Source organism: Mycobacterium spongiae (assembly GCF_018278905.1).
Lineage (GTDB): Bacteria > Actinomycetota > Actinomycetes > Mycobacteriales > Mycobacteriaceae > Mycobacterium > Mycobacterium spongiae.
In genome coordinates, this window is the sequence record NZ_CP046600.1 from 3,894,359 (window position 1) to 3,919,390 (window position 25,032).

At 64.7% G+C, this 25,032-nt stretch carries 18 protein-coding genes and 1 tRNA gene; 10 read left to right on the forward strand and 9 right to left on the reverse strand.

The features are described 5' to 3' along the window. Positions 1–5: 5 nt before the first annotated feature. The 3 genes from F6B93_RS15780 to F6B93_RS15790 form a co-directional block, all read right to left on the reverse strand. Positions 6–1,589 (reverse strand): carboxyl transferase domain-containing protein, encoded by a 1,584-nt coding sequence (locus F6B93_RS15780; protein WP_211695913.1) that lies wholly within the window; start codon positions 1,587–1,589, stop codon positions 6–8. After that, positions 1,586–2,233 (reverse strand): 3-oxoacid CoA-transferase subunit B, encoded by a 648-nt coding sequence (locus F6B93_RS15785; RefSeq protein WP_211695914.1) that lies wholly within the window; start codon positions 2,231–2,233, stop codon positions 1,586–1,588. Before F6B93_RS15785 ends, F6B93_RS15780 begins: the two co-directional genes overlap by 4 nt. Before the next feature lie 116 nt (positions 2,234–2,349). Next, on the reverse strand, positions 2,350–3,093 hold the full coding sequence (locus tag F6B93_RS15790; protein WP_211695915.1) for a CoA transferase subunit A: 744 nt from the start codon (positions 3,091–3,093) through the stop codon (positions 2,350–2,352). A 477-nt stretch (positions 3,094–3,570) separates the two neighbouring features. Here F6B93_RS15790 and F6B93_RS23790 point away from each other — a divergent pair, with 477 nt between their 5' ends. Beyond that, positions 3,571–6,804 carry a PPE family protein gene (locus tag F6B93_RS23790; RefSeq protein WP_211695916.1) on the forward strand — a complete coding sequence of 1,078 codons (3,234 nt, stop codon included), beginning with the start codon at positions 3,571–3,573 and terminating at the stop codon, positions 6,802–6,804. 38 nt (positions 6,805–6,842) lie between these two features. Here the strand turns inward: F6B93_RS23790 and F6B93_RS15800 are convergent, their stop codons facing one another. Continuing rightward, a complete protein-coding gene (locus F6B93_RS15800; protein WP_211695917.1) occupies positions 6,843–8,489 on the reverse strand; it encodes an AMP-binding protein in 1,647 nt (548 codons plus the stop codon). Between the two features lie 116 nt (positions 8,490–8,605). On the opposite strand from F6B93_RS15800, the gene F6B93_RS15805 reads away from it, so the two are divergent. Beyond that, complete coding sequence (locus F6B93_RS15805) at positions 8,606–9,253, forward strand: SACE_7040 family transcriptional regulator (protein WP_211695918.1); 648 nt, start codon at positions 8,606–8,608, stop codon at positions 9,251–9,253. Positions 9,254–9,329: 76 nt separating this feature from the next. After that, on the forward strand, positions 9,330–10,127 hold the full coding sequence (locus F6B93_RS15810; RefSeq protein WP_211695919.1) for an MmpS family transport accessory protein: 798 nt from the start codon (positions 9,330–9,332) through the stop codon (positions 10,125–10,127). Here the strand turns inward: F6B93_RS15810 and F6B93_RS15815 are convergent. Next, on the reverse strand, positions 10,124–11,479 hold the full coding sequence (locus tag F6B93_RS15815; RefSeq protein ID WP_211695920.1) for an MFS transporter: 1,356 nt from the start codon (positions 11,477–11,479) through the stop codon (positions 10,124–10,126). The two genes, F6B93_RS15810 and F6B93_RS15815, sit on opposite strands and share 4 nt — an antisense overlap. A 147-nt stretch (positions 11,480–11,626) precedes the next feature. Here F6B93_RS15815 and cmrA point away from each other — a divergent pair, with 147 nt between their 5' ends. Beyond that, positions 11,627–12,433 (forward strand): mycolate reductase, encoded by an 807-nt coding sequence (cmrA, locus tag F6B93_RS15820; RefSeq protein WP_211695921.1) that lies wholly within the window; start codon positions 11,627–11,629, stop codon positions 12,431–12,433. 134 nt (positions 12,434–12,567) lie between these two features. On the opposite strand, the gene F6B93_RS15825 is transcribed toward cmrA, so the two are convergent. Next, positions 12,568–14,949, reverse strand: a complete 2,382-nt coding sequence (locus F6B93_RS15825; RefSeq protein WP_211695922.1) for a PE family protein — start codon at positions 14,947–14,949, stop codon at positions 12,568–12,570. 817 nt (positions 14,950–15,766) lie between these two features. Between F6B93_RS15825 and F6B93_RS15830 the strand changes: the two genes are divergently transcribed. Then, positions 15,767–18,064: a PPE family protein gene (locus F6B93_RS15830; protein ID WP_211695923.1), complete on the forward strand. Its 2,298-nt coding sequence runs from the start codon at positions 15,767–15,769 to the stop codon at positions 18,062–18,064. Between the two features lie 137 nt (positions 18,065–18,201). On the opposite strand, the gene F6B93_RS15835 is transcribed toward F6B93_RS15830, so the two are convergent. Next, positions 18,202–18,912 (reverse strand): TetR/AcrR family transcriptional regulator, encoded by a 711-nt coding sequence (locus tag F6B93_RS15835; RefSeq protein WP_211699539.1) that lies wholly within the window; start codon positions 18,910–18,912, stop codon positions 18,202–18,204. Positions 18,913–19,120: 208 nt separating this feature from the next. On the opposite strand from F6B93_RS15835, the gene F6B93_RS15840 reads away from it, so the two are divergent. The 5 genes from F6B93_RS15840 (at position 19,121) to F6B93_RS15860 (ending at position 22,992) form a co-directional block, all read left to right on the forward strand. After that, the gene (locus F6B93_RS15840) at positions 19,121–20,467 is read left to right on the forward strand and encodes a lipase family protein (protein WP_211699540.1); all 1,347 of its coding nucleotides are present in this window, start codon (positions 19,121–19,123) and stop codon (positions 20,465–20,467) included. Positions 20,468–20,579: 112 nt separating this feature from the next. Next, the gene (orn, locus tag F6B93_RS15845) at positions 20,580–21,227 is read left to right on the forward strand and encodes an oligoribonuclease (protein WP_211695924.1); all 648 of its coding nucleotides are present in this window, start codon (positions 20,580–20,582) and stop codon (positions 21,225–21,227) included. 48 nt (positions 21,228–21,275) lie between these two features. Then, positions 21,276–21,351, forward strand: a tRNA-His gene (locus F6B93_RS15850). 84 nt (positions 21,352–21,435) lie between these two features. After that, the gene (locus tag F6B93_RS15855) at positions 21,436–22,404 is read left to right on the forward strand and encodes an NAD(P)H-dependent flavin oxidoreductase (RefSeq protein WP_246540804.1); all 969 of its coding nucleotides are present in this window, start codon (positions 21,436–21,438) and stop codon (positions 22,402–22,404) included. Positions 22,405–22,524: 120 nt separating this feature from the next. Then, on the forward strand, positions 22,525–22,992 hold the full coding sequence (locus tag F6B93_RS15860; protein ID WP_211695925.1) for a hypothetical protein: 468 nt from the start codon (positions 22,525–22,527) through the stop codon (positions 22,990–22,992). A gap of 6 nt (positions 22,993–22,998) precedes the next feature. Here F6B93_RS15860 and F6B93_RS15865 read toward each other — a convergent pair whose 3' ends face one another. Then, a complete protein-coding gene (locus F6B93_RS15865) occupies positions 22,999–24,222 on the reverse strand; it encodes a cytochrome P450 (RefSeq protein WP_211695926.1) in 1,224 nt (407 codons plus the stop codon). Continuing rightward, a complete protein-coding gene (locus F6B93_RS15870; protein ID WP_211695927.1) occupies positions 24,219–24,995 on the reverse strand; it encodes a phytanoyl-CoA dioxygenase family protein in 777 nt (258 codons plus the stop codon). Before F6B93_RS15870 ends, F6B93_RS15865 begins: the two co-directional genes overlap by 4 nt. Between the last annotated feature and the right edge of the window lie 37 nt (positions 24,996–25,032).

A 25,032-nucleotide genomic window follows, 5' to 3' on the forward strand; every position in this document is an offset into this window, starting at 1 on the left:
ACCAATCACATCCGAAAGACGCCGTAGGAGACTGATTCCAGCGGCGCATGAGCACACACCGAAAGAGCCAGACCAACAACGGTTCTGGTGTCAGCGGGGTCGATGATGCCGTCGTCCCACAACCTGGCCGTCGAGTAGTAGGGGTTGCCCTGTTCTTCATATTGCTCACGGATGGGCGCCTTGAACGCGTCCTCCTCGTCAGCCCCCCAGGGAGTTCCGGCGGCGGCGAGCTGCTCACCACGGACGGTAGCCAGCACCGATGCCGCTTGCTCACCGCCCATCACCGAGATTCGCGCGTTCGGCCACATCCACAGGAAGCGGGGCGAGTATGCCCGTCCGCACATCGAATAGTTGCCCGCGCCATAGGATCCGCCGATCACGACGGTCAGCTTGGGGACCCGGGCGCAGGCCACGGCGGTGACCATCTTGGCGCCGTGCTTGGCGATACCCCCGGCTTCGTAGTCCCGGCCAACCATGAAGCCGGCGATATTCTGTAGGAACAGCAGCGGGATCCTGCGCTTGTCGCACAGCTCAATGAAATGCGCTCCCTTGAGCGCCGATTCGCCGAACAACACGCCATTGTTGGCGACGATCCCGACTGGGTGGCCGTGGATGCGCGCGAACGCCGTGACCAACGTCTTGCCGTATTTTGCTTTGAACTCGCTGAATTCGCCGCCGTCGACCAGCCGCACGATAACTTCGTGAACGTCGTAGGGCACCCGCGGATCCGGCGGCACCACATCGTAAAGCCCGGCCTGGGGGTGCCTGGGCTCGGCCGAACGCCCTATGTCCCATTGGGCGGGCGCGCGCGGGCCGAAGGTGGCCGCGATCGCGCGGACAATCCCCAAAGCATCCTCGTCGTCGTCGGCGAGATGGTCGGTGACCCCCGATGTTCGTGAGTGCAAGTCGCCGCCACCGAGCTCCTCCGCCGAGACAATCTCACCCGTGGCCGCTTTCACCAGGGGTGGACCGCCGAGGAAAATCGTGCCCTGCTCCCGGACAATGACCGCTTCGTCGCTCATCGCCGGCACATACGCCCCGCCCGCTGTACATGAGCCGAGCACCGCCGCCACCTGCGGTATGCCCTTGGCGCTCATGGCTGCCTGGTTGTAGAAGATCCGCCCGAAGTGCTCGCGGTCGGGAAACACGTCGTCCTGACGTGGCAGGAACGCGCCACCCGAGTCGACCAAATAGATGCACGGCAGCAGATTCTGCAGCGCAATCTCCTGTGCGCGCAGGTGCTTCTTGACGGTCATCGGGTAATAGGTTCCGCCTTTGACCGTCGCATCGTTGGCGACGATCACACATTCGCGTCCCGACACGCGGCCGATCCCCGTGATGATTCCGGCACCGGGAGACTCGTCGCCGTACATGCCGCCGGCGGCCAGCGCAGCCAGCTCCAGGAACGGGCTTCCCGGATCGAGAAGGCGGTCTACCCGTTCGCGGGGCAGCAGCTTGCCCCGGCTGACGTGGCGCTCCCGGGCGCGCTCACTACCGCCCTGAGCCGCGACGGCGAGCTTGGCGTTCAACTCCGCGACCAGCCGCCGATGTTCGTCGGCGAACGAGGGCGCAGCGGCTACGGTCGTCACTTTGTCGTCAATTCCTTAAGCACTAGCGGTGGTTGGGTTTTTGTCACGACCTCGTCGACCGAAACGCCGGGAGCAGTCTCGACGAGGTGCAGGCCGTCGTCGCAGACATCAATGACGCCCAGCTCGGTGACAATACGGTCGACGCAACCCACACCGGTCAAGGGCAACGTGCACTGTTCGAGAATCTTCGGGCTGCCATCCTTCGCCGTGTGCTCCATCATCACGATGACTGTGCCCGCACCGTGCACCAGGTCCATCGCGCCGCCCATGCCCTTGACCATCTTGCCGGGGATCATCCAGTTGGCAAGGTCACCAGTAACCGAAACCTGCATGGCCCCAAGCACGGCGACGTCGAGGTGCCCGCCGCGAATGATGCCGAACGAGGCCGAGGAGCTGAAGAACGCCGCACCCGGCAGCGTGGTAACGGTCTCCTTGCCCGCGTTGATCAGGTCCGCGTCCAGCTCCTCGCGCCGCGGGTACGGGCCAACCCCGAGTATCCCGTTCTCGGAATGCAGGACGACGGTGATGCCCTCGGGTACGTGATTCGGGATCAGCGTAGGCATCCCGATACCGAGGTTGACGTATTGCCCGTCTTCGAATTCGGCGGCCACTCGCGCGGCCATGCCGTCTCGGCTCCAAGTCATCTGGCGCCACTTCTCCTCATCGCTTCGCTATCGCTTCGCTCTGCATCGTCGTCGGCGCGGTCATCTGGCGCCACTTCTCCTCATCGCTTTGCTCTGCATCGTCGTCGGCGCGGTCATTACCGCACCGTCTCCCTCTCGACCCGTTTAACGGGATTGGGAACGTGCACGACCCGCTGCACATAAATTCCCGGGGTGTGCACGGCGGCGGGGTCGATTTCTCCGGGGCCGACCAGGTGTTCGACCTCGGCGATGGTGACCTTGCCGGCGGTGGCACAGTCGGGGTTGAAGTTGCCGGCCGCCTCGCGGTACACCAGGTTGCCGTGCCGATCCCCTTTCCAGGCGTGCACCAACGCGAAATCGGTGCGGATGGCGCGCTCGAGAACGTAGGTGACACCGTCGAACTCGCGCGTCTCCTTAGCCGGCGATACCACCGCGACCGCGCCCGAGGGATCGTAGCGCCACGGCAGCCCACCGTTGGCAATCTCGGTGCCGACCCCAGCCGGTGTATAGAACGCCGGGATACCCATCCCGCCAGCACGCAACCGCTCCGCCAGCGTCCCTTGGGGGGTGAGCTCCACCTCGAGTTCGCCCGCCAGAAACTGGCGCGCGAATTCCTTGTTCTCGCCGACGTAGGACGAGACGGTCCGACGAATTCGTTTGTGCTGCAACAGTAGCCCCAGCCCAACGCCGTCAACTCCGCAGTTGTTCGACACCGTCTGAAGGTTGGTGACCCCACTGTCCGCCAGCGCGGCGATGAGCGCTTCGGGGATGCCACAGAGACCGAATCCCCCGACCGCCAGGGAAGCCCCATCCGCGATGTCCGCGACTGCCTTCGCGGCCGTAGCCACCACCTTGTCCATTGCCGCAAAAGCCTCCTCACCGCCGGCGCTCCGCAGCCTTGTGACAACGCGACGGGCAGCCAAAGTTCAGTTAATTTTGATTAACCGACGTGAGGTTACCACCAGCCCGCCACGCGCGTCCAGACAGGAGGGTTGCCACATCGAGATGCGTGGCCGCAATGGGGCCTACCCAGCAGCTGAGGCGCTTCGGTTGTTCTGGACTTCGCCACGCAGCAGACGTCCCGGCCTCCTCGTGAAAACTTCACCCGGCGCCCGACATTGAGTGAAGAGACCACCGCCGCGCCCTAAGAGGAATAGAGTTCTTCCTGCGTAGTTGCTCGAGGTGTCGGGTACACACCCGAGCCTTGTCGGTGGGAGGCACCGCATCGTGTCTGCGATCACATCATCGGATCCACGATGGCCAGCGATGTGGACGGACATCGTGCAACGAAGTTGCCGGCCAGGGCACGTGCAGCGGGCCGAGAAGGGACGAATCGGATGAGCTTCCTGACGTTGCCGCCGGAGATCAATTCGCTGCGGATGTTTACCGGAGCAGGGTCTGCCCCTACGTTGGCCGCGGCGGCGGCCTGGGATGGGCTAGCCGCAGAGTTAGGTGATGCCGCAGCCGCGTTTTCGTCCGCCACCTCGGGGCTTGCGGCGCAGTCGTGGCAGGGTCCGGCAGCGGCAGCGATGGCGACCGCAGCGGCCCCGTATGCGGGCTGGCTGAGCGCCGCGGCAGCACGGGCTCTTGGCGCCGCAGCTCAGGCCAAGGCGGCTGCAGCGGTGTTCGAAGCGGCGCGAGCTGCCACGGCGCATCCGCTGCTGGTAGCAGCCAACCGCAATCAGCTGGTGTCGCTGGTGCTGGCGAACCTGTTCGGCCAGAACGCTCCGGCGATCGCGGCGACCGAGGCCGCCTACGAGCAGTTATGGGCCCAGGATGTCGCGGCGATGGTGGGCTACCACACCGGGGCATCGGCGGTGGCCGGCCAACTAGCGCCGTGGCAGCAGGCGCTTCGGGCACTGCCCGGCGCTGTGGCTGCGGCGGCGGCAGCCCCCGCGGCTGCAGCTCGGGCAGCTGTGGCCGGAGCGGGTGCACCTACGGCCGCTGCACTGGCATCGGGCCCCGCCGCCCTCGCCATCCCGGCGCTGGGTATCGGGAACACCGGCGTGGGCAACGTTTTGAGCATCGGCAACATCGGCAACTACAACCTGGGCAACGGAAACACCGGCGACTTCAACCTCGGCAGCGGGAACATCGGCAACGCCAACCTCGGCAGCGGGAACATGGGCCAGGCAAACCTAGGCGGCGGAAACTTCGGCTTCTTCAACCTGGGCAGCGGAAACACCGGGAACACCAACTTCGGGTCCGGAAACTTCGGCACTCTCAATCTGGGCGGCGGAAACGCCGGCGACGGCAACCTCGGCTTCGGCAACATCGGCAGCGGGAACTTCGGCAGCGGCAGCTCCGGTACCAGCAACTGGGGCAGTGGCAACGCCGGCGGGTTCAACTGGGGTCACGGAAACAACGGCTTCAACAACGTCGGCTTCGGCAACCGTGGCAACTTCAACCTCGGCTTTGGGAACAACGGAAACAACAACATTGGCTTCGGGCTCACCGGCGACAACATGATCGGCATCGGGGCACTGAACTCGGGTATCGGAAACATCGGCTTCGGAAACTCCGGGGACAACAACATCGGCTTCTTCAACTCCGGCAGTAACAACATCGGGTTCTTCAACTCCGGGGACAACAACTTCGGCTTCGACAACGCCGGCAACACCAACACCGGCCACGGCAATGCCGGCAGCACCAACACTGGCTTTGGAAACGGCGGCTTCAGCAACTTCGGCTTCGGCAATACAGGCATCCAGAACATGGGTGCGGGCAACTCCGGCTCCAACAACTGGGGATTCGGCAACGCCGGTGGCTTCAACGCGGGCAACTTCAACTCTGGCTCGTCCAACACGGGCGACTTCAACGCGGGCGACGTCAACACCGGGTGGGGCAACTCGGGTGACACCAACACCGGTGCCTTCAATGCGGGCGACCTGAACACTGGCATTGGCAGCCCGGACAACCAAGCGGTAGCTAACTCCGGCTTCGGCAACACCGGCACAGGCAACTCGGGCTTCAACAACTCGGGCGACCTCAATTCGGGCTTCCAGAACACGAATACCGGCGCCTTTGCCGGCAACTCGGGCCTGCTCAACGTGGGCGATGGCGGAAGTGCCGGAATCGACAACGCCGGCCGGTCCAACACGGGCCTGTTCAACACGGGCATGTTCAACACCGGGATCGCAAACTCAGGCACAAATCCCCTGTTCCCGTTCACCTCAGGTGTGGGCAATGCGGGCGACAACAGCTCAGGCTACTTCAACACCGGTGACGGCCAGTCGGGTTTCTTTGACATTTCGAACCTTTCATTTGCGGCGGCTGCCGGCGTGGCCTCCGCGCTCAGCGGCCCCGCTGCCACGCTGACCGCCGCCCTACCCGCGGTCGACGTGCCGGTCTTCAATGTGGGCATCGGCAATACCGGCGACTACAACCTAGGCAGCGGAAACATCGGTGACGTCAACCTCGGTTTCGGGAATATCGGCAACGCCAACCTGGGCAGTGGGAACATGGGCCAGGCAAACCTGGGCAGCGGAAACTTCGGCTTTTTCAACCTGGGCAGCGGAAACACCGGCAACACAAACTTCGGCGATGGGAACAATGGCTCGATCAATGTGGGCGGCGGAAACACGGGCGATGGGAACTTCGGTCTTGGGAACTTTGGTGACGGAAACCTAGGCAACGGAAACTTCGGCAACACCAACCTTGGCGGTGGGAATTTCGGTAATCTCAACCTAGGGTCCGGAAACAGCGGCAACTCAAACGTAGGATTCGGCAACCTAGGGACTAACAACCTGGGCTTTGGGAATACCGGCAACAACAATATCGGCTTTGGGCTCACCGGCGACAACCTGATCGGCATTGGTGCACTGAATTCCGGCATCGGAAACATCGGCTTCGGCAACTCCGGTGATAACAACATCGGCTTCTTCAACTCAGGCAGCAACAACGTGGGATTCTTCAATTCCGGTGACGGTAACTTTGGCTTCTCGAACTCCGGCGACACCAATACCGGCTTTGGGAACCGGGGCAGTACCAATACCGGCTTCGGCAACGCGGGATTCAACAACTTCGGGTTCGGCAACGCGGGCAGCTTCAACATGGGCACCGGGAACTCCGGCGGGCAGAATCTTGGTTTCGGGAACTCGGGCAACTTCAACTCGGGCAGCTTCAACTCGGGCAACAGCAACACGGGCGACTTCAACGCCGGCGACACCAACACCGGGTGGGGCAACTCGGGCGACACCAACACGGGCTTGTTCAACTCAGGCGACCTGAACACCGGCATCGGCAGCTCAGTCGACCAGGTTGGCCCAAACTCGGGCTTCGGCCACATTGGCATCGGAAATTCCGGCTTCAATAACTTCGGTGACAACAACTCGGGGATCCAAAACATCAGCACCGGCCTCGTTGGCAACGCAGGTCTGCTCAACACCGGCACCAACAACGTCGGTGTCAATAACTCGGGCACGGGCAACACGGGCATCTCGAACACCGCAACTGGCAACACCGGCATCGGAAATAACACGGGCGGCTTCAGCTCCGGCGTGGTCAACTCGGGCATGTTCAGCTCGGGCGGCTTCAACACCGATGACATGCAGTCGGGGTTCTTCAACTAGGCGTGTTTCTCCAACGTGGAGGGGCTCGCTGCCCGGGGTCAGTCTCGACCCTCCCGAAGATATTCGATCGCCAGCTCGCGCATCTCCACTTTGCGGACCTTGCCGGTGACGGTCATCGGAAACGCCTCGACGATCCACAGATACCGCGGAATCTTGTAGTTGGCGATCCGGCCCACGCAGAATTCGCGCAGCTTCTCGATGGTCAGCTCCGGTGCCCCCGGGCGCAGCCTGACCACCGCCATCAGCTCCTCCCCATACTTCTCGTCGGGCACTCCGATGACGTGACCGTCGACGATATCGGGATGCGTGAAGAGGAACTCCTCGATCTCACGAGGCGAGATGTTCTCCCCACCGCGCACGACAATGTCTTTGAGCCGTCCGGTGATCCGGATGTAGCCACCCGAGTCCATCGCGGCGAGATCGCCGGTGTGCATCCAGCCATCTGCGTCAATCACCTCCGCCGTCCGCTCGGGCTCGTTCCAGTAACCCGCCATCACCGAATAGCCCCGCGTGCAGAACTCGCCGGCCACACCACGAGGCACTGTCTCGCCGGTGCCCGGGTCGACTACTTTGACCTCCACATGTGGCCCCACCCGGCCCACCGTGCTGACACGCCGCGCCAGCGAATCGTCGGGCCGCGTCTGGGTAGCCACGGGCGACGTTTCCGTCATGCCGTAGCAGATCGATACCCCTGGCATATGCATCCGCTCAATGACTTCGCGCATCAACTCGATTGGGCACGGCGCGCCAGCCATGATCCCGGTGCGCAGGCTGTCCAACTCGTAGTCGGCGAAGTCCGTCAAGCCGAGCTCGGCGATGAACATCGTCGGCACGCCATAGAGGCTGGTGCACCGCTCGGCTTGCACCGCCGTCAGCGTGGCGGCAGGGTCAAAACCGGGACCCGGTATCACCATGCAGGCGCCATGGCTGGTGGCCGCGAGGTTGCCCATCACCATGCCGAAACAATGATAGAACGGCACCGGGATACAGATCCGATCGTGCTCCGCGTATTCGAGCAACTCGCCGACAAGATAGCCGTTGTTGAGCACATTGCGGTGGCTGAGCGTGACGCCCTTCGGGGATCCCGTTGTCCCAGAAGTGTATTGGATGTTTATGGGATCGTTGCTGGCTAGTGTCGCGGCGATCTTGCGCAAGATAGCCAAGTCGGCATCCGCTCGGGCCAGCGCGTCCCAACGGGGGCTTTCCATGAACACCACGTGCCGCAGGCCAGGGCACTGCGGCGCCACCTCGGCCAGCATCGCGCGGTAATCAGCGTCCTTGAATCCGGCGGCAGCGATCACCATCGCAACGCCGGACTGCCTGAGCGCATATGCCAGTTCGCTGGTCCGGTACGCGGGGTTGATGGTTACCAGGATCGCGCCGATCTCGGCGGTCGCGTACTGGACGAGCACCCACTCCCACCGGTTGGGCGCCCAAATGCCTACCCGATCACCCGTGGTGATACCTGCGCGCACCAATCCCGTTGCCAGCCGGCGCACATCGGCGAGCAGTTCCGCATAGTTCCACCGCAGCCCCGCCCGGACATCGACCAGCGCATCGCGCTGCGCGCAGGTAGCCGCGCACCCGGACAGGTTGGCGCCGATGGTGGTCTCGAGCAGCGCCGGCGTTCGCGTGCCGCGGTCGTAGGACACACGACAACGGTCTGTGGCTCCGGTGGCTGCCACGGCTCCTCCACGCGCTTGCTGGCCACACAACAAACTCGAGTTAATGCCCAATAACTCGTGCTACGTTAGTGATGATTAACCGAAGTGTCCAGGACGAGGTGCGTACGGAGGCGATCATGACAGCGTCCGCCGCCGACAGCCGACCCGGCCAGCCCGAGAACCCAAATCGGCGCAGCCAGTTGAAGTCCGACCGGCGCGTCGCGCTCCTGTCGGCCGCCGAGCGACTGTTTGCCGAGCGGGGCTTCCTGGCGGTCCGGCTGGAGGACATCGGCGCCGCCGCCGGGGTCAGCGGTCCGGCCATCTACCGACACTTTCCCAACAAGGAGTCGCTGCTGGTGGAGTTGCTGGTCGGCATCAGTGCCCGGCTGCTCGCGGGTGCGTCCGACGTCATCACCGGCAGTGCCAACTCGGCCGCGGCGCTTGATGGCCTCATCGAATTTCACCTCGACTTTGCGCTGGGCGAACCAGATCTCATTCGGATCCAGGACCGCGACCTTGCCCACTTGCCCCCGTCGGCCGAGCGCCAGGTCCGTCGGGCGCAGCGACAGTACGTCGAGACCTGGGTAGACGTCCTGCGCGGCCTAAGCCCAGACCTGGCCGAGGCCGACGCTCGCGTGATGGCGCACGCCGTATTCGGCCTGCTGAACTCGACACCGCACAGCATGAAATCGACGGAGGCCCAGCCAGCGCGTGTGACGCATTCACGGGCCATCATGCGGGCGATGACGCTCGCCGCACTGACGGCTGGACGTCAGTGCCACTAGCGGCCCTGTCTTCCGCGGCATCCGCCAGCCCCCCGGACGCGTCGGGCGCGGGTACCCTGCAACCCATGAGGTGGACATGACCGATCCACGTCGACATCAGCGGTTTGGTCCCCCTCAAGCGGGTTTTGGGCCGACCGGACCCGCTGCGCCGCGGGGTTCCCACAATCCGTCGACGACGGACCCCGCCTACGCCGACCAAGCGTCCTATGGACCCGCCTATGAGGCCCAGATTCCTCAGTGGGCGCCAGGCCCCTACCAATCCAACCCACCCCCGCAGCCCCCGCCCTACTGGCCACAAGATCCGTCGCTATCCGATGAACCCACGCAACCGGGCCAGGCTCCCTCGCCACCGCAGGGACCGAAATCGCCGCGCTGGCTATGGGTCGCCGCCGGCGCGGCTGTGCTGTTGGTTGTGTCATTGGTCATCGCATTGGTGATAGCCAACGGCTCGGCCAGGAGACAGACCGCGGTGGCACCGTTGCCAGCGATGCCTGGGCCCAATTCGACTGTTCGTACCCCGACGACGACGTCGACACCGTCGCCCAGCGCAGCGCCCGCGCCCACCACCACGAGCAGCCCGGGTGCGCCCACCGACACGACCGGCCCGGCCGCGATGCAGACCGTTGTGTACAGCGTCTCCGGCGAAGGACGGGCGATCAGTGTCACCTATATCGATACCGGCAACGTCATTCAGACCGAGTTCAATGTGGAATTGCCGTGGAGCAAACAGGTCCGCCTGTCGGAGTCGGCGATACACCCGGCGAACGTCACGATTGTCAACATCGGACACAACGTCACCTGCTCGATCACGGTGGCCGGGGTTCAGGTGCGCCAACGCACCGGAATGGGCCTGACGATCTGCGACGCGAGCTAAATCGGTTCGACGGCGACCGTGTCGCCCCTGGGCCGCACTCGCACCCGCAGCATCAATAGCAGACCCACGCTCAGCACCAGGCAAACCCCGCCCAAGCCGGCCCGGTCGGCATGGAAGACGTCGACGAAGACAGAGAACAACCATGGGCCCACGAACGACACCGCTCGACCCGTCATTGTGTACAAGCCGAACGCCACGCCCTCTTTGCCACGTTGAGCCATGTGCAGCAACAACGCGCGCGCCGACGACTGCGACGGCCCGATGAACAGGCACAGCGCCAGCCCGCACACCCAGAAAGCCACCGGCCCAGACAGCGACATCAACGTCAGCGCCAAGGTGATGATCGCCACCAGCGAGCCGACGATGACCGGCTTGGAACCGATCCGGTGGTCGACAAACCCGCCGGTCACCGCCCCCAGCGCAGCTACCAGGCTGGCGGCCACACCGAAAATCAGGACGTTGGCCTGCGAGAGGCCATACACATTCACGCCGAGCACGGCGGCGAAGGCGAACATCGCGGCAAGCCCATCTCGGAAGACCGCGCTCGCGAAGAGGAAGTGGACCAAGTTGCGGTCGCGGCGCCATTCCGCGGTGATGTCCGCCCATAATTTGCGGTAGCTACCCAGCATGCTTGTGCTGGCGTGACGAGCGTGGGCAGCCAGATCGGCCTCGAGGCCGGTCGCGGGGAGCCGATGGGCCACTACAAGCAGCGGCAGGCCAAACACTGCCAGCCAGGCCGCGGCAACCAGCATCGCCACCCGCACGTTGGTTCCGTCCTGGATCGGCAGGTGCAGTAGCCCACGCTCGGAGCCGCTTCCGGACATGAAGCCCACATACATCACCAAGAGCAGCAAAACGCTGCCGACGTAGCCCGATGCCCAACCGATCCCAGAGATCCGGCCCGCCGTCTGCGGCGTGGAGAGCTGGCGCAGCATCGCGTTATACGGAACAGTGGCCAGGTCACTCGATGCTGCCGTAGCCGCCAGCAATGCCAGGCCGGGCAACAGGTAACTCGTGTCGTCACGAATCAGGCTCATCAGGCTGGTCAAGGTCACTGCCAGGCCGGTCAGCACAGCTAGTGCCAGCCGCCGGCGGTGTGGGGCCTCCACCCACACGCCGATGGCCGGCGCCAGCAGCGCGATGGTCAGCCCGGAGATGGCCAGGGCACGACCCAACCAACTCGCCGCCGACGTGCCTTCGGGCAGGCCCGCACCCACCGAGTCGGTCAAGTAGACGGAAAACACGAAAGTCGCCACGATCGCGTTCAGACCGGTGGAACCGCAGTCCCACAGTGCCCACGTCACTACCCGAAAGTGCAGCAGGGTGTCCGAACGCGACCCCGGTTTGCTCATGCCCGGCACTCTAATTGGATTGGCGCCGTCACGTCGCCAACAGCAGGACTCCGGTGCTCGTGCCCGCGAGCGCCCCATCACATTGGTAGCGACCCACTGCGCCCGGTGTCACCGCGCTTGCGATCGCCAGCTGTCTACGATTGGCCCATGTCAATCCCCGCACCCAATGCCGACGCCCGCGCCGTGGTCACCGGAGCGTCGCAAAACATCGGCGAGGCCCTGGCGACGGAACTCGCCGCACGCGGGCACAGCCTGATCGTTACCGCGCGCCGCGAGGACGTGCTGACCGACCTGGCCGCCCGCCTGGCCGACAAGTACCGCATCGCCGTCGACGTGCGACCGGCCGACCTTTCCGACCCGGGAGAACGGGCCAAACTGTGCGACGAACTGTCTACCCGGCCCATCTCGATTCTGTGCGCCAACGCGGGTACGGCAACATTCGGCCCGGTCTCGTCGCTGGAACCGGCCGGCGAGAAGGCGCAGGTGCAGTTGAATGCTCTGGCGGTGCACGACCTTACGCTGGCGGTGCTGCCGGGCATGATCGAGCGCAGGGCCGGCGGGATCTTGATTTCCGGTTCCGCGGCGGGCAATTCGCCCATTCCCTACAACGCTACGTATGCCGCCACCAAGGCCTTTGTGAACACCTTCAGCGAATCGCTGCGGGGTGAACTACGTGGCTCCGGTGTGCACGTCACCCTGCTGGCACCCGGTCCAGTGCGCACCGACCTACCGGATGCCGCCGAGGCATCGCTGGTCGAGAGACTGGTGCCGGACTTCTTGTGGATCTCGACCGAACACACCGCCCGGCTATCGCTGGATGCCTTGGAACGCAACAAGATGCGCGTTGTTCCAGGCCTGACGTCGAAAGCGATGTCGGTGGCGAGCCAATACGCTCCGCGCGCTATCATCGCTCCGATCGTGGGCAGCTTCTACAAGAAGCTGGGCGGCGGGTAGCTGTACGCCGTAACTGTCGCAACCAACCGGAAACGGTTGGTCGTCAACGACTCCAGCCCTATCCACGACGATCATCGGCGCTTTGTTGAGCGTCGTCGGACGATTAGCTGCCGGAGGTCTGCGGTGCCACGCGGCTACGGCAACCCGTTGAGCCCGTTGTGACCTAGCAGAAGTCCGCCGGTGCCGGGGCTGCCCGTGGGTGTGCCATTGCCGCCGTTGCCGCCGTTGCCGATCAGCACGGCGTTCCCGCCGACCCCACCGGGCCCACCCTTGTCGCCTTCCCCGCCAGCGCCACCGGCCCCACCGCTGCCGAACAACTGCCCACCGGTGCCGCCGGTCCCGCCGGCCCCACCGGTGTCGCTGCCGAAACCGCCGTCCCCGCCGACGCCGCCGGCGCCGAACAGCAACCCGGCGTTGCCGCCGGCCCCACCAGCACCCCCGTCGCCACTAGAGCTGAATCCGCCGGCCCCGCCGGCACCGCCGGCACCGCCGAGTAGCCCGGAGTTGCCGCCGATCCCGCCGACACCCCCGCCGACGCCGCCGAATCCGCCGTGGCCGCCGTTACCGCCGCCAGCGCCGAGCAACCCACCGAACAGCCCGCCGGCCCCGCCGGCCCCACCGGCCCCGCCGTCGCCGCCGAAGCTAGCCGCACCGGCCCCGCCAAGCCCGCCGGCGCTCAATAGCCCGCCGACCCCGCCAGCCCCGCCGACCCCGCCGCCGGCGACACTGCTAGCTCCGCCGGCCCCGCCGGCCCCGCCGTCGCCCAACAGCCACCCGCCGACCCCGCCAGCCCCGCCAGCCCCACCGCTGCCGACACTGCTGGCTCCGCCGGCCCCGCCCATCCCGCCAGTGCCCAACAGCCCGGCAGCCCCGCCGGCCCCGCCCCGCAGACCCGAGTCTGTAGTGCCGGATCCGCCGGTCCCGCCATCGCCGAGCAACCATCCCCCGGGGGCTCCATTGGACCCACTACCAGGCGCCCCGGGCACACCGTTGCCGATCAGCGGCCGTCCGGTCAATGCCTGGATGGGCGCGTTGATCGCGCCCAGTGTCTGTTGTTGCAGGGAATGCAAGGGCGAGGTGCTGGCCGGGGCGTTGAAACCGTCCAGCCCTAACAGCAGCCCACTGGTACCGCCGACACCGGTGCTGCCGGTGGTGGTGCCGGCGCCGCCGATGCCGCCGTTGCCGCCGTTGCCGATCAACGCACCATTGCCACCGGTCCCGCCAGCCCCACCGGCCGCTACGCCTTCTCCGCCGGCCCCGCCGGCACCGCCGTTGCCGAGCACCAGACCGGCCCTGCCGCCGATCCCGCCGGCACCCCCGTCGCCAAAAACGCTGGCGCCGCCGGTCCCGCCGATTCCACCGTTGCCAAACAAGCCGGCGCCGCCGCCAGCCCCACCCGCCCCACCAGTGACCCCGGTGCCGCCGACCCCGCCGGCCCCGCCACTGCCGAACAGCAGCCCAGCGTCGCCGCCAGCCCCACCGGCACCCCCGATAACAGAACCGCCGCCAGTGACGGTGCCGCCGGCCCCGCCAACGCCGCCGCTGCCGAACAACTGACCCGCATTACCGCCAGCCCCACCAGCACCCCCGGCCCCGTCGACGGCATCAATGCCGACGCCGCCGACCCCGCCCGCCCCGCCGCTACCGAACACCAGGCCTCCGTTGCCGCCAGACCCGCCGGCTCCCCCATCCCCGCCGAACCCGCCGGTGCCGCCATGACCGCCGCCGGCACCGACCAACCCGGCCAGCAGCCCGCCGGCCCCGCCGGCCCCGCCGGCCCCGCCGGCCGAGCTGGCGGACAGGCTGCCTCCGCCGGCCCCGCCCAGCCCACCCGCCCCGAACAGCCCCCCAGCCCCGCCAGCACCGCCATGCCCGCCGGTGGCGACAGATGAGATTCCGCCGATCCCACCCACCCCGCCAGCGCCCAGCAACGACCCGCCGGCCCCGCCGGCCCCGCCCGCCCCGCCGCTACCTGTCGTAGAACTCCCGCCGGGGCCGCCAGCGCCTCCAGTGCCGATCAGCCCGGCAGCCCCTCCGACACCACCGGCCCCGCCGGGCGCACCCGACCCGCCGGCCCCACCGTTACCGAGCAACCAGCCACCTGGGGCACCGGCGGCCCCGCTACCGGGTGCACCGTTGGCGCCGTTGCCGATCAACGGGCGCCCACTCAGCGCCTGAATCGGCTCGTTCACCGCGTTGAGCAGGCCCTGCTGCACACCTTGCAGCGGTGAGGCACTAGCGGCTTCGGCACTCGCGTACGCCCCCGCACTGGCGGTCAACACCTGCACAAACTGGGCATGAAACGCGCTCGCCTGCGCGCCGAGCCCCTGATAAGCCTCGGCGTGGGCAGAAAACAATCCCGCGATCGCCGTCGACACCTCATCCGCGCCCGCAGCCGCGATCCCCGTCGTCTGAGCGGCCGCACCCGCATTAGTTTCCGCCAGCGCCGCGCCAAGACTAGCCAAATCGGCTGCCGCTGTAATCAACACCTCAGGTACCGCAATCACATACGACACGCCACACCTCCGAAATCGGCCCCGAACCGGGCTCGTACCAGGTCATCCCAGAGGCAGTCAGCAAACTCAGCGAAACGCGCTTCTGAGCAATTGGCAGGAGATTATCGCACTAATGCCACACTGTCCATAACTCAGTTATATCGGCTTCCGTCTAGCGAAGCCAGTTCTACTACGGTCACTGCAGGGTTCGTGCCTCTTGTGCCAGATGTGGTCAGACCGAAGCAGAGAGCCCGGATAGAAGCGTGAAACAAGTTGTAGAAAACTGTTTTTCGACTGTAGCTCTCGAGATCGGCTCGGCCAATAAGTCTCCCGGCACCGAGCGCAGCCCGAGGTTGGCACGTCACCGCCTGCTGGGATGCGTCAACCGCTGAGCTGGCTTCAAGGGCGACTCCACTCGACTAGCGACCTCAGGTCCGGCTGGTGGGTCGTGACAGAGTCCGGCACCGGCAGCAATCACGGCTGCCCAGCCGCGGCATCAGGTGTCGCGGCTACCAGTCACCCAGAACAGCGAATTCAGTTGTCGCCGTGTCTAATAACTCAAAGTATTGGCATTGCAGATGAAGTACTACACTTCCGAAATTGGCCCAGTCCGGGCCCGTTCCAGGACTTTCGAGAGACAGCGGGCCATGCCTAGCGATGCGCGCCAATCGGCTGATCTTGGGAGCTCGTCGCCAAAGTATATAACTACGTTATGATACGCTGCGGCGGTGGCCGGTGGTTCTGCCGCCGTCGCCGCAGGATACGGAGGTCTTGCGCCACACGTCTCGTAGGACTCTCGCGCGAAACATCACACACGAAGGTCAGAAGGGTTGCAGCGATGAATTTTTCGGTCTTGCCTCCTGAGATCAACTCACTCAGAATCTTCGCTGGTGCCGGGCCCGGGCCGATGTTGGCAGCCGCGGCCGGCTGGGATGGATTGGCCGCTGAGCTGGCCTCGGCGGCCAGGTTTTTCGGATCAGCGACCGCGGAATTGGCCAATGGGTCGTGGCAAGGTCCGGCGTCGGTAGCAATGACGGCTGCGGCCTCCCCCTACACGGCATGGTTAGCCGGGGGCGCCACCAGCGCCGCCCAGGCGGCCGGACAGGCCCGGGCGGTGGCGGGTGCCTTTGAGGCGGTGCAGGCCGCTACCGTGCATCCAGCGATCGTGGCAGCCAACCGGAACGGGTTCGTCCAGTTGGTGATGTCGAACCTGTTCGGGCAAAACGCCCCGGCGATCGCGGCAGCTGAAGCCGCCTATGAGCAGATGTGGGCTCAGGATGTGGCCGCAATGGTCGGATACCACGGCGCGGTTTCGGCGGCCGCGTCGGCGTTGACCCCGTTCACCCAACCGCTCCAGTCGCTGATGGGCTTGCCAGGCCAGAACGCCGGCGCGGCTGCAGCCAGCCCCGCCATGGGCAGCGCGGCTGCCGCCGGCGCGGCTGCGGCAGCACCCGCCCGGACGCTCGTGCTTAACCTAGGGCTGGCCAACCTCGGCGGCAGCAACGTGGGCAATGGAAATGTCGGCCTGGCTAACTTGGGCAGCGGAAACTTTGGTAGCAACAATGTCGGTCTCGGAAACTTCGGCAGCAACAATGTCGGCTCCGGAAACCTGGGCAATCTCAACATCGGTCCCGCAAACCTCGGCAACTTTAACCTCGGGTTCGGCAACGCGGGCAGCAATAATACCGGTCTTGCGAATACCGGGATCGGGAACATCGGCTTTGGCAACACGGGCAACAACAACATCGGGATCGGGCTCACCGGAAACAACCAGATTGGCATCGGCGGCCTGAACTCGGGCAGCAATAATCTCGGGTTGTTCAACTCAGGAAACGGAAATATCGGGTTCTTCAACTCCGGCACCGGAAACTTCGGTATCGGAAACTCGGGCAGCTACAACACGGGCCTATGGAACACCGGAGAAGCTAACACGGGATTCTTCAACGCCGGCGCGTTCAACACCGGCGGCTTCAACGCCGGCGATGCAAACACGGGCAGCTTCAACACCGGCAGCTACAACACGGGCGACGCGAACCCGGGCAACTCCAACACCGGCAGCCTCAACACGGGTGACACCAACACCGGCTTTCTCAACTCGGGCAACATCAACACCGGCGGCTTCAACGTGGGCGACATGAACAACGGCTTCTTTTCGACAGCCAATGGCCAGGGTGGCCTCGCCTTTGAAATCGCCACGCCCGATATAACCCTGCCCCCCATAGAGATACCCGGGGTCAGCGTCCCGACTTTCAACCTACCCGAGCTAACGATACCGTCGATATCTATTCCAGGGGGGACGACGCCTGCCGATATTACGGTGGGCGGGTTTAGCTTGCCCGCTATAACGGTGCCCATCCTGAGTACGCCCAGTTTGCAGTTCGACGGCTTTCAGACACCCGGCATCGTCTTCAACGGGACGGGCTTACCATCTTTTAGAATACCCGAGATTACCGTCTCCGCCCCCTCCGGAGGAACCCCAATAATTAACATAGATAGCACCCTCATTGGGGGGACAATTGAGATCCTGCCAGCTACAATTGGACCAATAACATTTGAGGACGGCGGCTTCATTAACCCTTTCAGCACCGGCACCTTCACCATCACTAGTTTCACATTCCCCACCTTCAGCACAACCTCAGAGTTTTTTATCCCGTCCATCGGCGTCGGCGGTTTCACCTTGCCGCAAATCACCATCCCAGCGACTGCCACGCCACCGCTTACCGTCCCCCCGATCGGCATCGGCGGCTTCACAACTCCCGGTGTCACCATCCCCGGCATCAGCCTGGCCAGCACCACCATCACGACTGCGGTCGTCCCGCAGCCGCCGGGCTTCTTCAATACGAGCACCGCACCGTCTTCGGGCTTCTTCAATACCGGCGCCGGTAGCAGCTCGGGATTCGGCAATAATGGCTCCGGCATTTCGGGCTTGTTCAACACCAGTCCCGCGGGGGGCACCTTCGCCTCGGGCTTCCAGAACTTCGGTTCGATCTCCTCCGGGCTTTCCAACCTCGGCAGCGGCGTATCGGGTCTCGGCAACGTGGGCACCCTGCCCTTCGCCAGTAGCAGCCTGGTCTCCGGGCTAGCAAACATCGGCGACAGGCTCGCGGGCTTCTTCTTCCAGGGCACCACGCCATAGTCATGCGCGACCGCCGCCTTGGAACCAATGGTGGGGCCGCGGGCAGGGCCAGGGTGGTTCGCATAGTGCGAGTAGAAAGAATAGTGCCGGGGCTCAACGTCATTCATTCATCGGTTGCGGACGCGCGGTGCGTATCGTCAGCTGGTGCCCAAGGCCGAAAGCAGTGACTGGACCACCTGCTGGGGCTGGTCGCCCATGGCGATCAGTAGGTTCGTGGTCATCGAGGCGAGCACCGGGGCGAATGCCGAGCCCTCGCTCCCGAAAAAACCAGCCAATTCAAGCATCACGAACCCGTGCATCAACGCCCAGAATTGGGCGGCGGCGGCCACTGCTGCTGATTCGACGGCCGCGTCGTCAGGTTTGGGACCCAGCGAAATACGTCCCACCAACATTGACCGGTGCATCCCACGCACCACGTGTCCGAAAGCAGGGAAGCTCTGGTAGATCTCCGAGAGCGTGAGCGCCAGGACGTCGGGAACAGGTGCGCTGATGCCTTGTGCGGGGGCGCTGCCGAACATCAGACGATACATGTGCGGCCGCTCAATGGCATAGCGCCGATAGGCGACGCCAGCGCTCAGGAAGTCGGCGACCGGATCAGCAGTCTGCGGCACAGTCAGGGCCGCATCAAACTGCCGGAAACCTTCGGCGACGACTTCTGTGATTAGCTCGCGCATTCCGGCGAAATGGGTGTACACCGCCATCGTCGAGGTTCCGGCCTCAGCGGCCACCTTTCTGGCCTGCAACGCATCCGGGCCGTGGTCGTCGAGCAGACTGATAGCGGCGTGCAGCAGATCGTCACGCACGCTGGGCTGGTCTTGTGGAGTCCTTCCTTGCGGCATCGTTGCCATTTTCACATAGGGAGCCGACGGTTTCGCCAACTCTAACCACATAGGCCGTTACAGAGGTGCCGCGGAGGTGGACCCGGCCAGCGTTGGGCTGCGCAACGGCGGGACACGCACCTGTACGTTCCACTCCGGGCCTTTTTGACAAAGACTTCCAATCCCCTACCATCGGAACATGACCCCGATAACAGGGTTATTAGGATCGGGCGAGACGATGACATCGCCGTCGGGCCGCAGCCCCCGTCCGGTTGTTGGCTGGGTGCGATCGCTAAGCGTGACCGTACTTGTCTTTTTCTGCACTGCAACGGGTTTGACAGCACCCGCGAGTGCTGACGTCGATGGTTTCGATGTCGAGGGCGACCAAAGCGAGTATGTGGCGTTTTACACCCCACCGGACCCGCTGCCAGCAGGTCGGCCCGGCGATCTGATTCGCAGCGAGCCATCGCGGTTGGTGCTCGAGCCCTCGGGACAGCTCGGGGCGATCCTGGCGACGGGCACCCGCATCATGTACCGCAGCATCGACTCTCGCGGCAACCCGATCGCGGTGACCGGCACCTATTTCGAGCCGGACAATCCCTGGCCGGGCGACGGGCCACGCCCACTGCTGAGCTACGCCCCCGGCACCCAGGGCCAGGGCGACCAATGCGCGCCATCACGGTTGTTCAACCAGGGCATCCACTGGTCACCGTTTCTCGATTTCGCGCCCAACTACGAAGAGACCTTCGTCGCGACCATGGTGGCCCGCGGCTTCGCCATCGTCATGACCGACTACGAAGGCCTGGGCACCCCCGGGGTGCACACCTATGTCAACCGGCTCTCCGAAGCACACGCGGTGCTCGATGCCGCCCGCGCCGCCCAGCGCCTGCCCAACACCTCGCTAGAGCGCCATGGCCCGGTCGCGTTCTGGGGTTACTCCCAAGGCGGTGGGGCGGTGGCGGCCGCGGCCGAACTCGCCGCCACCTACACCCCCGACCTTGATGTGGTGGGCACCTTCTCCGGGGCGCCGCCGGCCGACCTCGTCGAACTGCTGCCCTACCTCGACGGCAACGCGCTGGTCGGAGTGGCTGGCTATTTGATCAACGGCATCATCTACGCGTACCCGGAATTCGCGGAGGTGCTCTACGACAAGATGACCCCCCGCGGTTTGGATCTGCTCGCCAAGACCCGACACCAGTGCGTCCCGGAAACGGGCCTGAAATTCCTGTTCCGCCATCTGCAGCCCTACTTCACCGAAGACCTCTACCAGCTGGTCGCAAAGGAGCCGTTCAAGACCCTCTTCGATGCACAGCGGATCGGGCGCTATAAGCCGACCGCACCGGTGTTCATCGATGCCAACCGCTATGACCCGTTGGTGCCATGGACCCAAGCCAACCAGCTCGGCCGCGACTGGTGCGCCCAGGGCGCCGACGTACAGTTCTGGACCAACGAACAGCCGCCGTTTCTCAACAAGACCTCCACCAACCACGTGCTGACCTTGTTCGTCGACGGCGAACGCGGCATGCAATGGATCACCGACCGCTTCAACGGCCTACCCACCACACCCAACTGCGGCCACTTCTGACCGGCCGTCCCAGGGGCGACCGAGATTCGCCTGGCGAGCCCGCCACGCCCCCCCCCGGTACTTGTCAGGGGGACGCAGCGGCGACCGCAAGTCGGGGCTTACGCTGAGCGCTGTGCGTGACGAATTGGTATGGATCGACTGCGAGATGACGGGGCTTGATCTCGGGTCGGACAAATTGATCGAGATCGCGGCGCTGGTCACCGATGCCGATCTGAATATTCTCGGCGACGGAGTCGACGTAGTGGTCCACACCGATGACGCGGCTTTAGCGTCGATGATCGACGTAGTCGCCGACATGCACGCGCGGTCGGGTCTGACCGACGAGGTGAAGGCATCCACCGTTGACCTGGCCACGGCCGAGACGATGGTCCTCGACTACATCGGCGAGCACGTGAAGCAACCCAAGACGGCACCGCTGGCGGGCAACTCGATCGCCACCGATCGCTCGTTCATTGCCCGCGATATGCCGTCGCTGGATTCCTACCTGCACTATCGGATGATCGACGTCAGCTCGATCAAGGAACTTTGCCGACGTTGGTACCCGCGGATTTACTACGGTCAGCCAGCCAAGGGGCTCGCTCATCGCGCGCTCGCCGACATTCACGAATCCATCCGCGAGCTGCAGTTCTACCGGCGTACGGCGTTCGTGTCTCCGCCGGGGCCCACGGCGAACGACATCTTGGCGGTGACCAACGAACTTCAAGACCAAGCAGACGCACCGGACGAAACCGATTCGGCCGACAAGCGGGGAAGCGGTTAGTATCGACGTCGCCGTTCGTTAGCCCTCGCCGGCTGGCCAGCGGCCATGGTGAGTGTAGTTCAGTTGGTAGAGCACCAGGTTGTGATCCTGGGGGTCGCGGGTTCGAGTCCCGTCACTCACCCCAACGGTCGGACGTTTGTGCGCGCCGAGTTCGCTACTCTCGGCGATGCATCGTGCGTGAGCGGCTACACCAGCTGGGGATATATCGATGGAGCAGATGATCGCGACGCGCTTTACTGAGCGCTTCAAGGTCCCGCATCCAGTCATGCTGGCACCGATGGGCAACGTCTCCGGTGGGCACCTGGCCGCGGCCGTGTCGAATGCCGGAGGCCTCGGCCTCATCGGCGGCGGCTACGGCGACGCCGCCTGGCTCGAACAGGCCTTTGACGACGCCGGCGATACGCCGGTGGGCGTCGGATTCATTACCTGGAGCGTGCTGCGCCGAATGGATCTCGTTGATCTGGTGCTTGCGCACCGGCCGTCGGCATTGATGGTGTCTTTTGGCGATGGCGAACCGATCGTGGCGGCGGCGAAGGAGGCCGGGGTGCCAACCATCTGGCAAATCCAACGCCTCGCGCAGGCCCGGCAAGCGCATGCAGCTGGCGTCGATGTCATCGTGGTTCAGGGACAGGAGGCGGGAGGCCATGGCGGGGACCGGGGACTGACCTCACTACTTCCCGCGGTGCGTGACGTGACCGGACCCGAGCAGATCATCCTGGCGGCCGGCGGCATCGCGGACGGCCGCGGCCTGGCAGCGGCACTCATGCTCGGCGCTGACGGGGTCATGCTGGGCACGCGGTTCCTGGCGAGTAGCGAGGCGCAGGGGTCCGTGACCGCCAAGGAACGGCTGGTCGCCACCGGGGGCGATCAGACTCTGCGCACCAGAGTTTTCGACGTTGTCCGCGATCTCGACTGGCCTGCGTCCTTCACCGGTCGCGCTATCGCCAACACGTTGACTGAGCAATGGCACGACGATCTGGACGGGCTGAACCGCGACAAGGCCGCCCAATGCGCCCGCTACCAGGCATCCGCCGAGGACGATTTCTCCACCCGGGTGCTGTTCGCCGGCGAAGCCCTCGACCTGATCGACACCATCGAGCCGGCAGCGGACATCGTCCACGATGTGGTGCGCCACGCGTCCACCCTGCTGCGCGATGGACCCAGGAGGCTCCTGTGATGGACGGTCCGGTAAATCACTCGCGCACAAGACCTTCCGTGCATCACCAGGTGGACGAGCGGCACCGCTGACACCCTGGCAAACTCACCAGCGAGAGATGAGCGCGGATACTATGAGCAGATGCCTGCCGAACGTGATCTCGGGGAATCAGCGGACCGGGCCGCCAATGCTGTCCGCTGGCTACGACGCAGCTACCACGCGGGTGCAGCAGTCGACGCCGTCGCGGCGATCGGTATGGCCGTACCGCAGCTCTATGGTCCGACGCTGCGCTTCGACAGCAGCGTCGACCGCTCTGCGCCCGGCTTCGCCTACGCGCTGCGTACCGGCGCTCCGCTGATGGCCGGGTGGACGCTGCTGCTGCTGTGGGCCGACCGCCGGCCCCTGGAGCGCCGCGGTGTCCTGGCGATCACGGTCGTGCCCGTGATTGGTGGGCTGATGGCCAACGACTCGCACGCAGTGCGGTCAGGCCGCCTGTCCGGGCCAAGTGTCGCGCCAGTGCGAGCGCTGCAGCTCGCCCTGACGGCGCTGTTCGGCTACAGCCTGGCCCGAGCGGCGCTGGCTGTGCGTGCGGCCTCTGCTAGCAGGTGACCTCCGCTACCAGGTGACGTTCATTGTCTTGATTCCGGCGACGAGGTTGGACCGCAAGAGCGCTGGCTCGCCGACGACGGCGATGTTCGGCATTCGCTTCATGATTTCCCCGAGAATGCAGTTCAGCTGCATTTTGGCCAGACCAGCGCCCAGACAAAAGTGCTCGCCGATGCCGAACGTGAGGTGCTTGGTGGAGTCGCGGGTGATGTCGAAGCGGTGCACATCGGTCCAGACGTCCTCGTCGCGGTTCGCCGAGGGGTACCACATGACCACCTTGTCTCCCTCGGCAAGCTCGACTCCGTTGAGCGTGGCGGGCTGGGTGAGCGTGCGCCTGAAGCTAATAACGGGAGGACTGCAGCGCAGCACCTCGTCAATGGTGCCCGGCAGATATCGATCGATATCGCTGAGCAGCAGCGCTTTTTGATCGGGGTTCTCATGCAGGAGTCGAATCGCATGGCTCGTGGCGTTGCGGGTGGTTTCGTTTCCCGCGATCGCTAGCAACACGAAGAAGTTGTTCAGCTGCATTTCGGTAGTGACCTGACCGTCGACCTCACCGTTGGCGTACTGGCTGATGAGCGTGTCGTCAGGGTGACGTCGCTTTTCCTCGGCGAGTTCATGGGCGTACATCCACACCCGCATCGCAACGTCCATCGGCGATGCCTCAGGGTCGCTGTATCCGGGGTCATCGAAACCGACCAATTGATTGGACCAGTCAAAGATCTTCTGCTGGTCAGCTGTCGGTACACCCATGAGTTCGCAAATCAACAGCATCGGTAGGTGCATCGCGACTTCGGTGACAAACTCGCCCTCACCACGATCGACCACGTTGTCGATGATCGCCGCGGCAGCGCTGCGGATGCGGGGACGCAAGGCCTGAACCTGTCGCGGTGTGAAGCCCCGGTTCACCAAGTGCCGGTAGTCGACGTGTTCCGGCGGATCCATCGACAACAGCATCGCTCTGACGTGCTGTAGGCCTTCTTCATCCCGATCGAGGATCTGGACGCCCCCCTTCGCGGAGGAGAACACCTCGGGGTTTCGCGATACCGCTACGACATCGGCATGGCGGGTCACCGAGTAGAAGCCGCGCTGCTCGACATCGTGGTCTGGGCTGACGAACCGTGATTCGTTCCAGGACACCGGATCCTGCGCGCGCAGCATGTCGAAGTAGTCATGCGGGAACCCTTGGGCAAAAGCGCCTGGATCGCTGAGATCGATGTCACCGGGTCTCATGTAATTGCCTCGTTGATGAGCTTGATCGGATCGCGCCCGTCAACGTGACCGAAGAAGGTTGGTTGAGCGACGCCGTAGCCGAGCAGGCGCTGGACAGTCTCGGAGTACTGCGCTGCGCTAGCGGGCGGAACGGCAAGGACCATGTTCTCGACCTGACGTAGCCACGGCTGGAAGTAGATGATCGAGATACCTGTCCGCGATTCCGCGGACGTATTGGCGCCGCCTCCGTGGTACACCCCACCGAGCCACACCAGCGCCGAGCCCGGATCGAACGAGAGGCTCGTTATCTCGTCGGCATCGGGCTTGCGGCCGTCCTCCCACTTGTGGCTGCCGGGCACCAGCAGTGTCGAGCCGTTCTCCGGCGTGTAGGGCGAGAGCGCCCACATCACCGAGAGGCTCCAGGGTGGTCGTGGGCGGGCGACTCCGGCCAAGTCGTCATCGGCATGCAGCGATTGCGCAGTCTCGCCGGGATGGATTCTCGTCGCTTGGCACGCAGCCAAAATCGCCGACTCAGAAAGGTGCAGCCGTAGCAGCTTCATGATCGCCGGGTGCTCAACAAGGTTCGCCACGATCGGGAATTTCGCGAGTAAGGAATAGATGCGCTGAGTCCGGCGCCCTTCAAACTCGTTGCGGCCCCACTGATCCTGCGTGAAATTCTTCTCAAACACCGCGGTGAGTTCAGCGAGAACGTCGGACGCCAGCAGATCGGTGAGCAGGCAGTAGCCCTGATCTGCCAGCTGCTCGACAGCACCCGTGTGGACAGCAACCGTCATGCTTGACATTATTACGATTTGTCAAGTGATCGGCAAG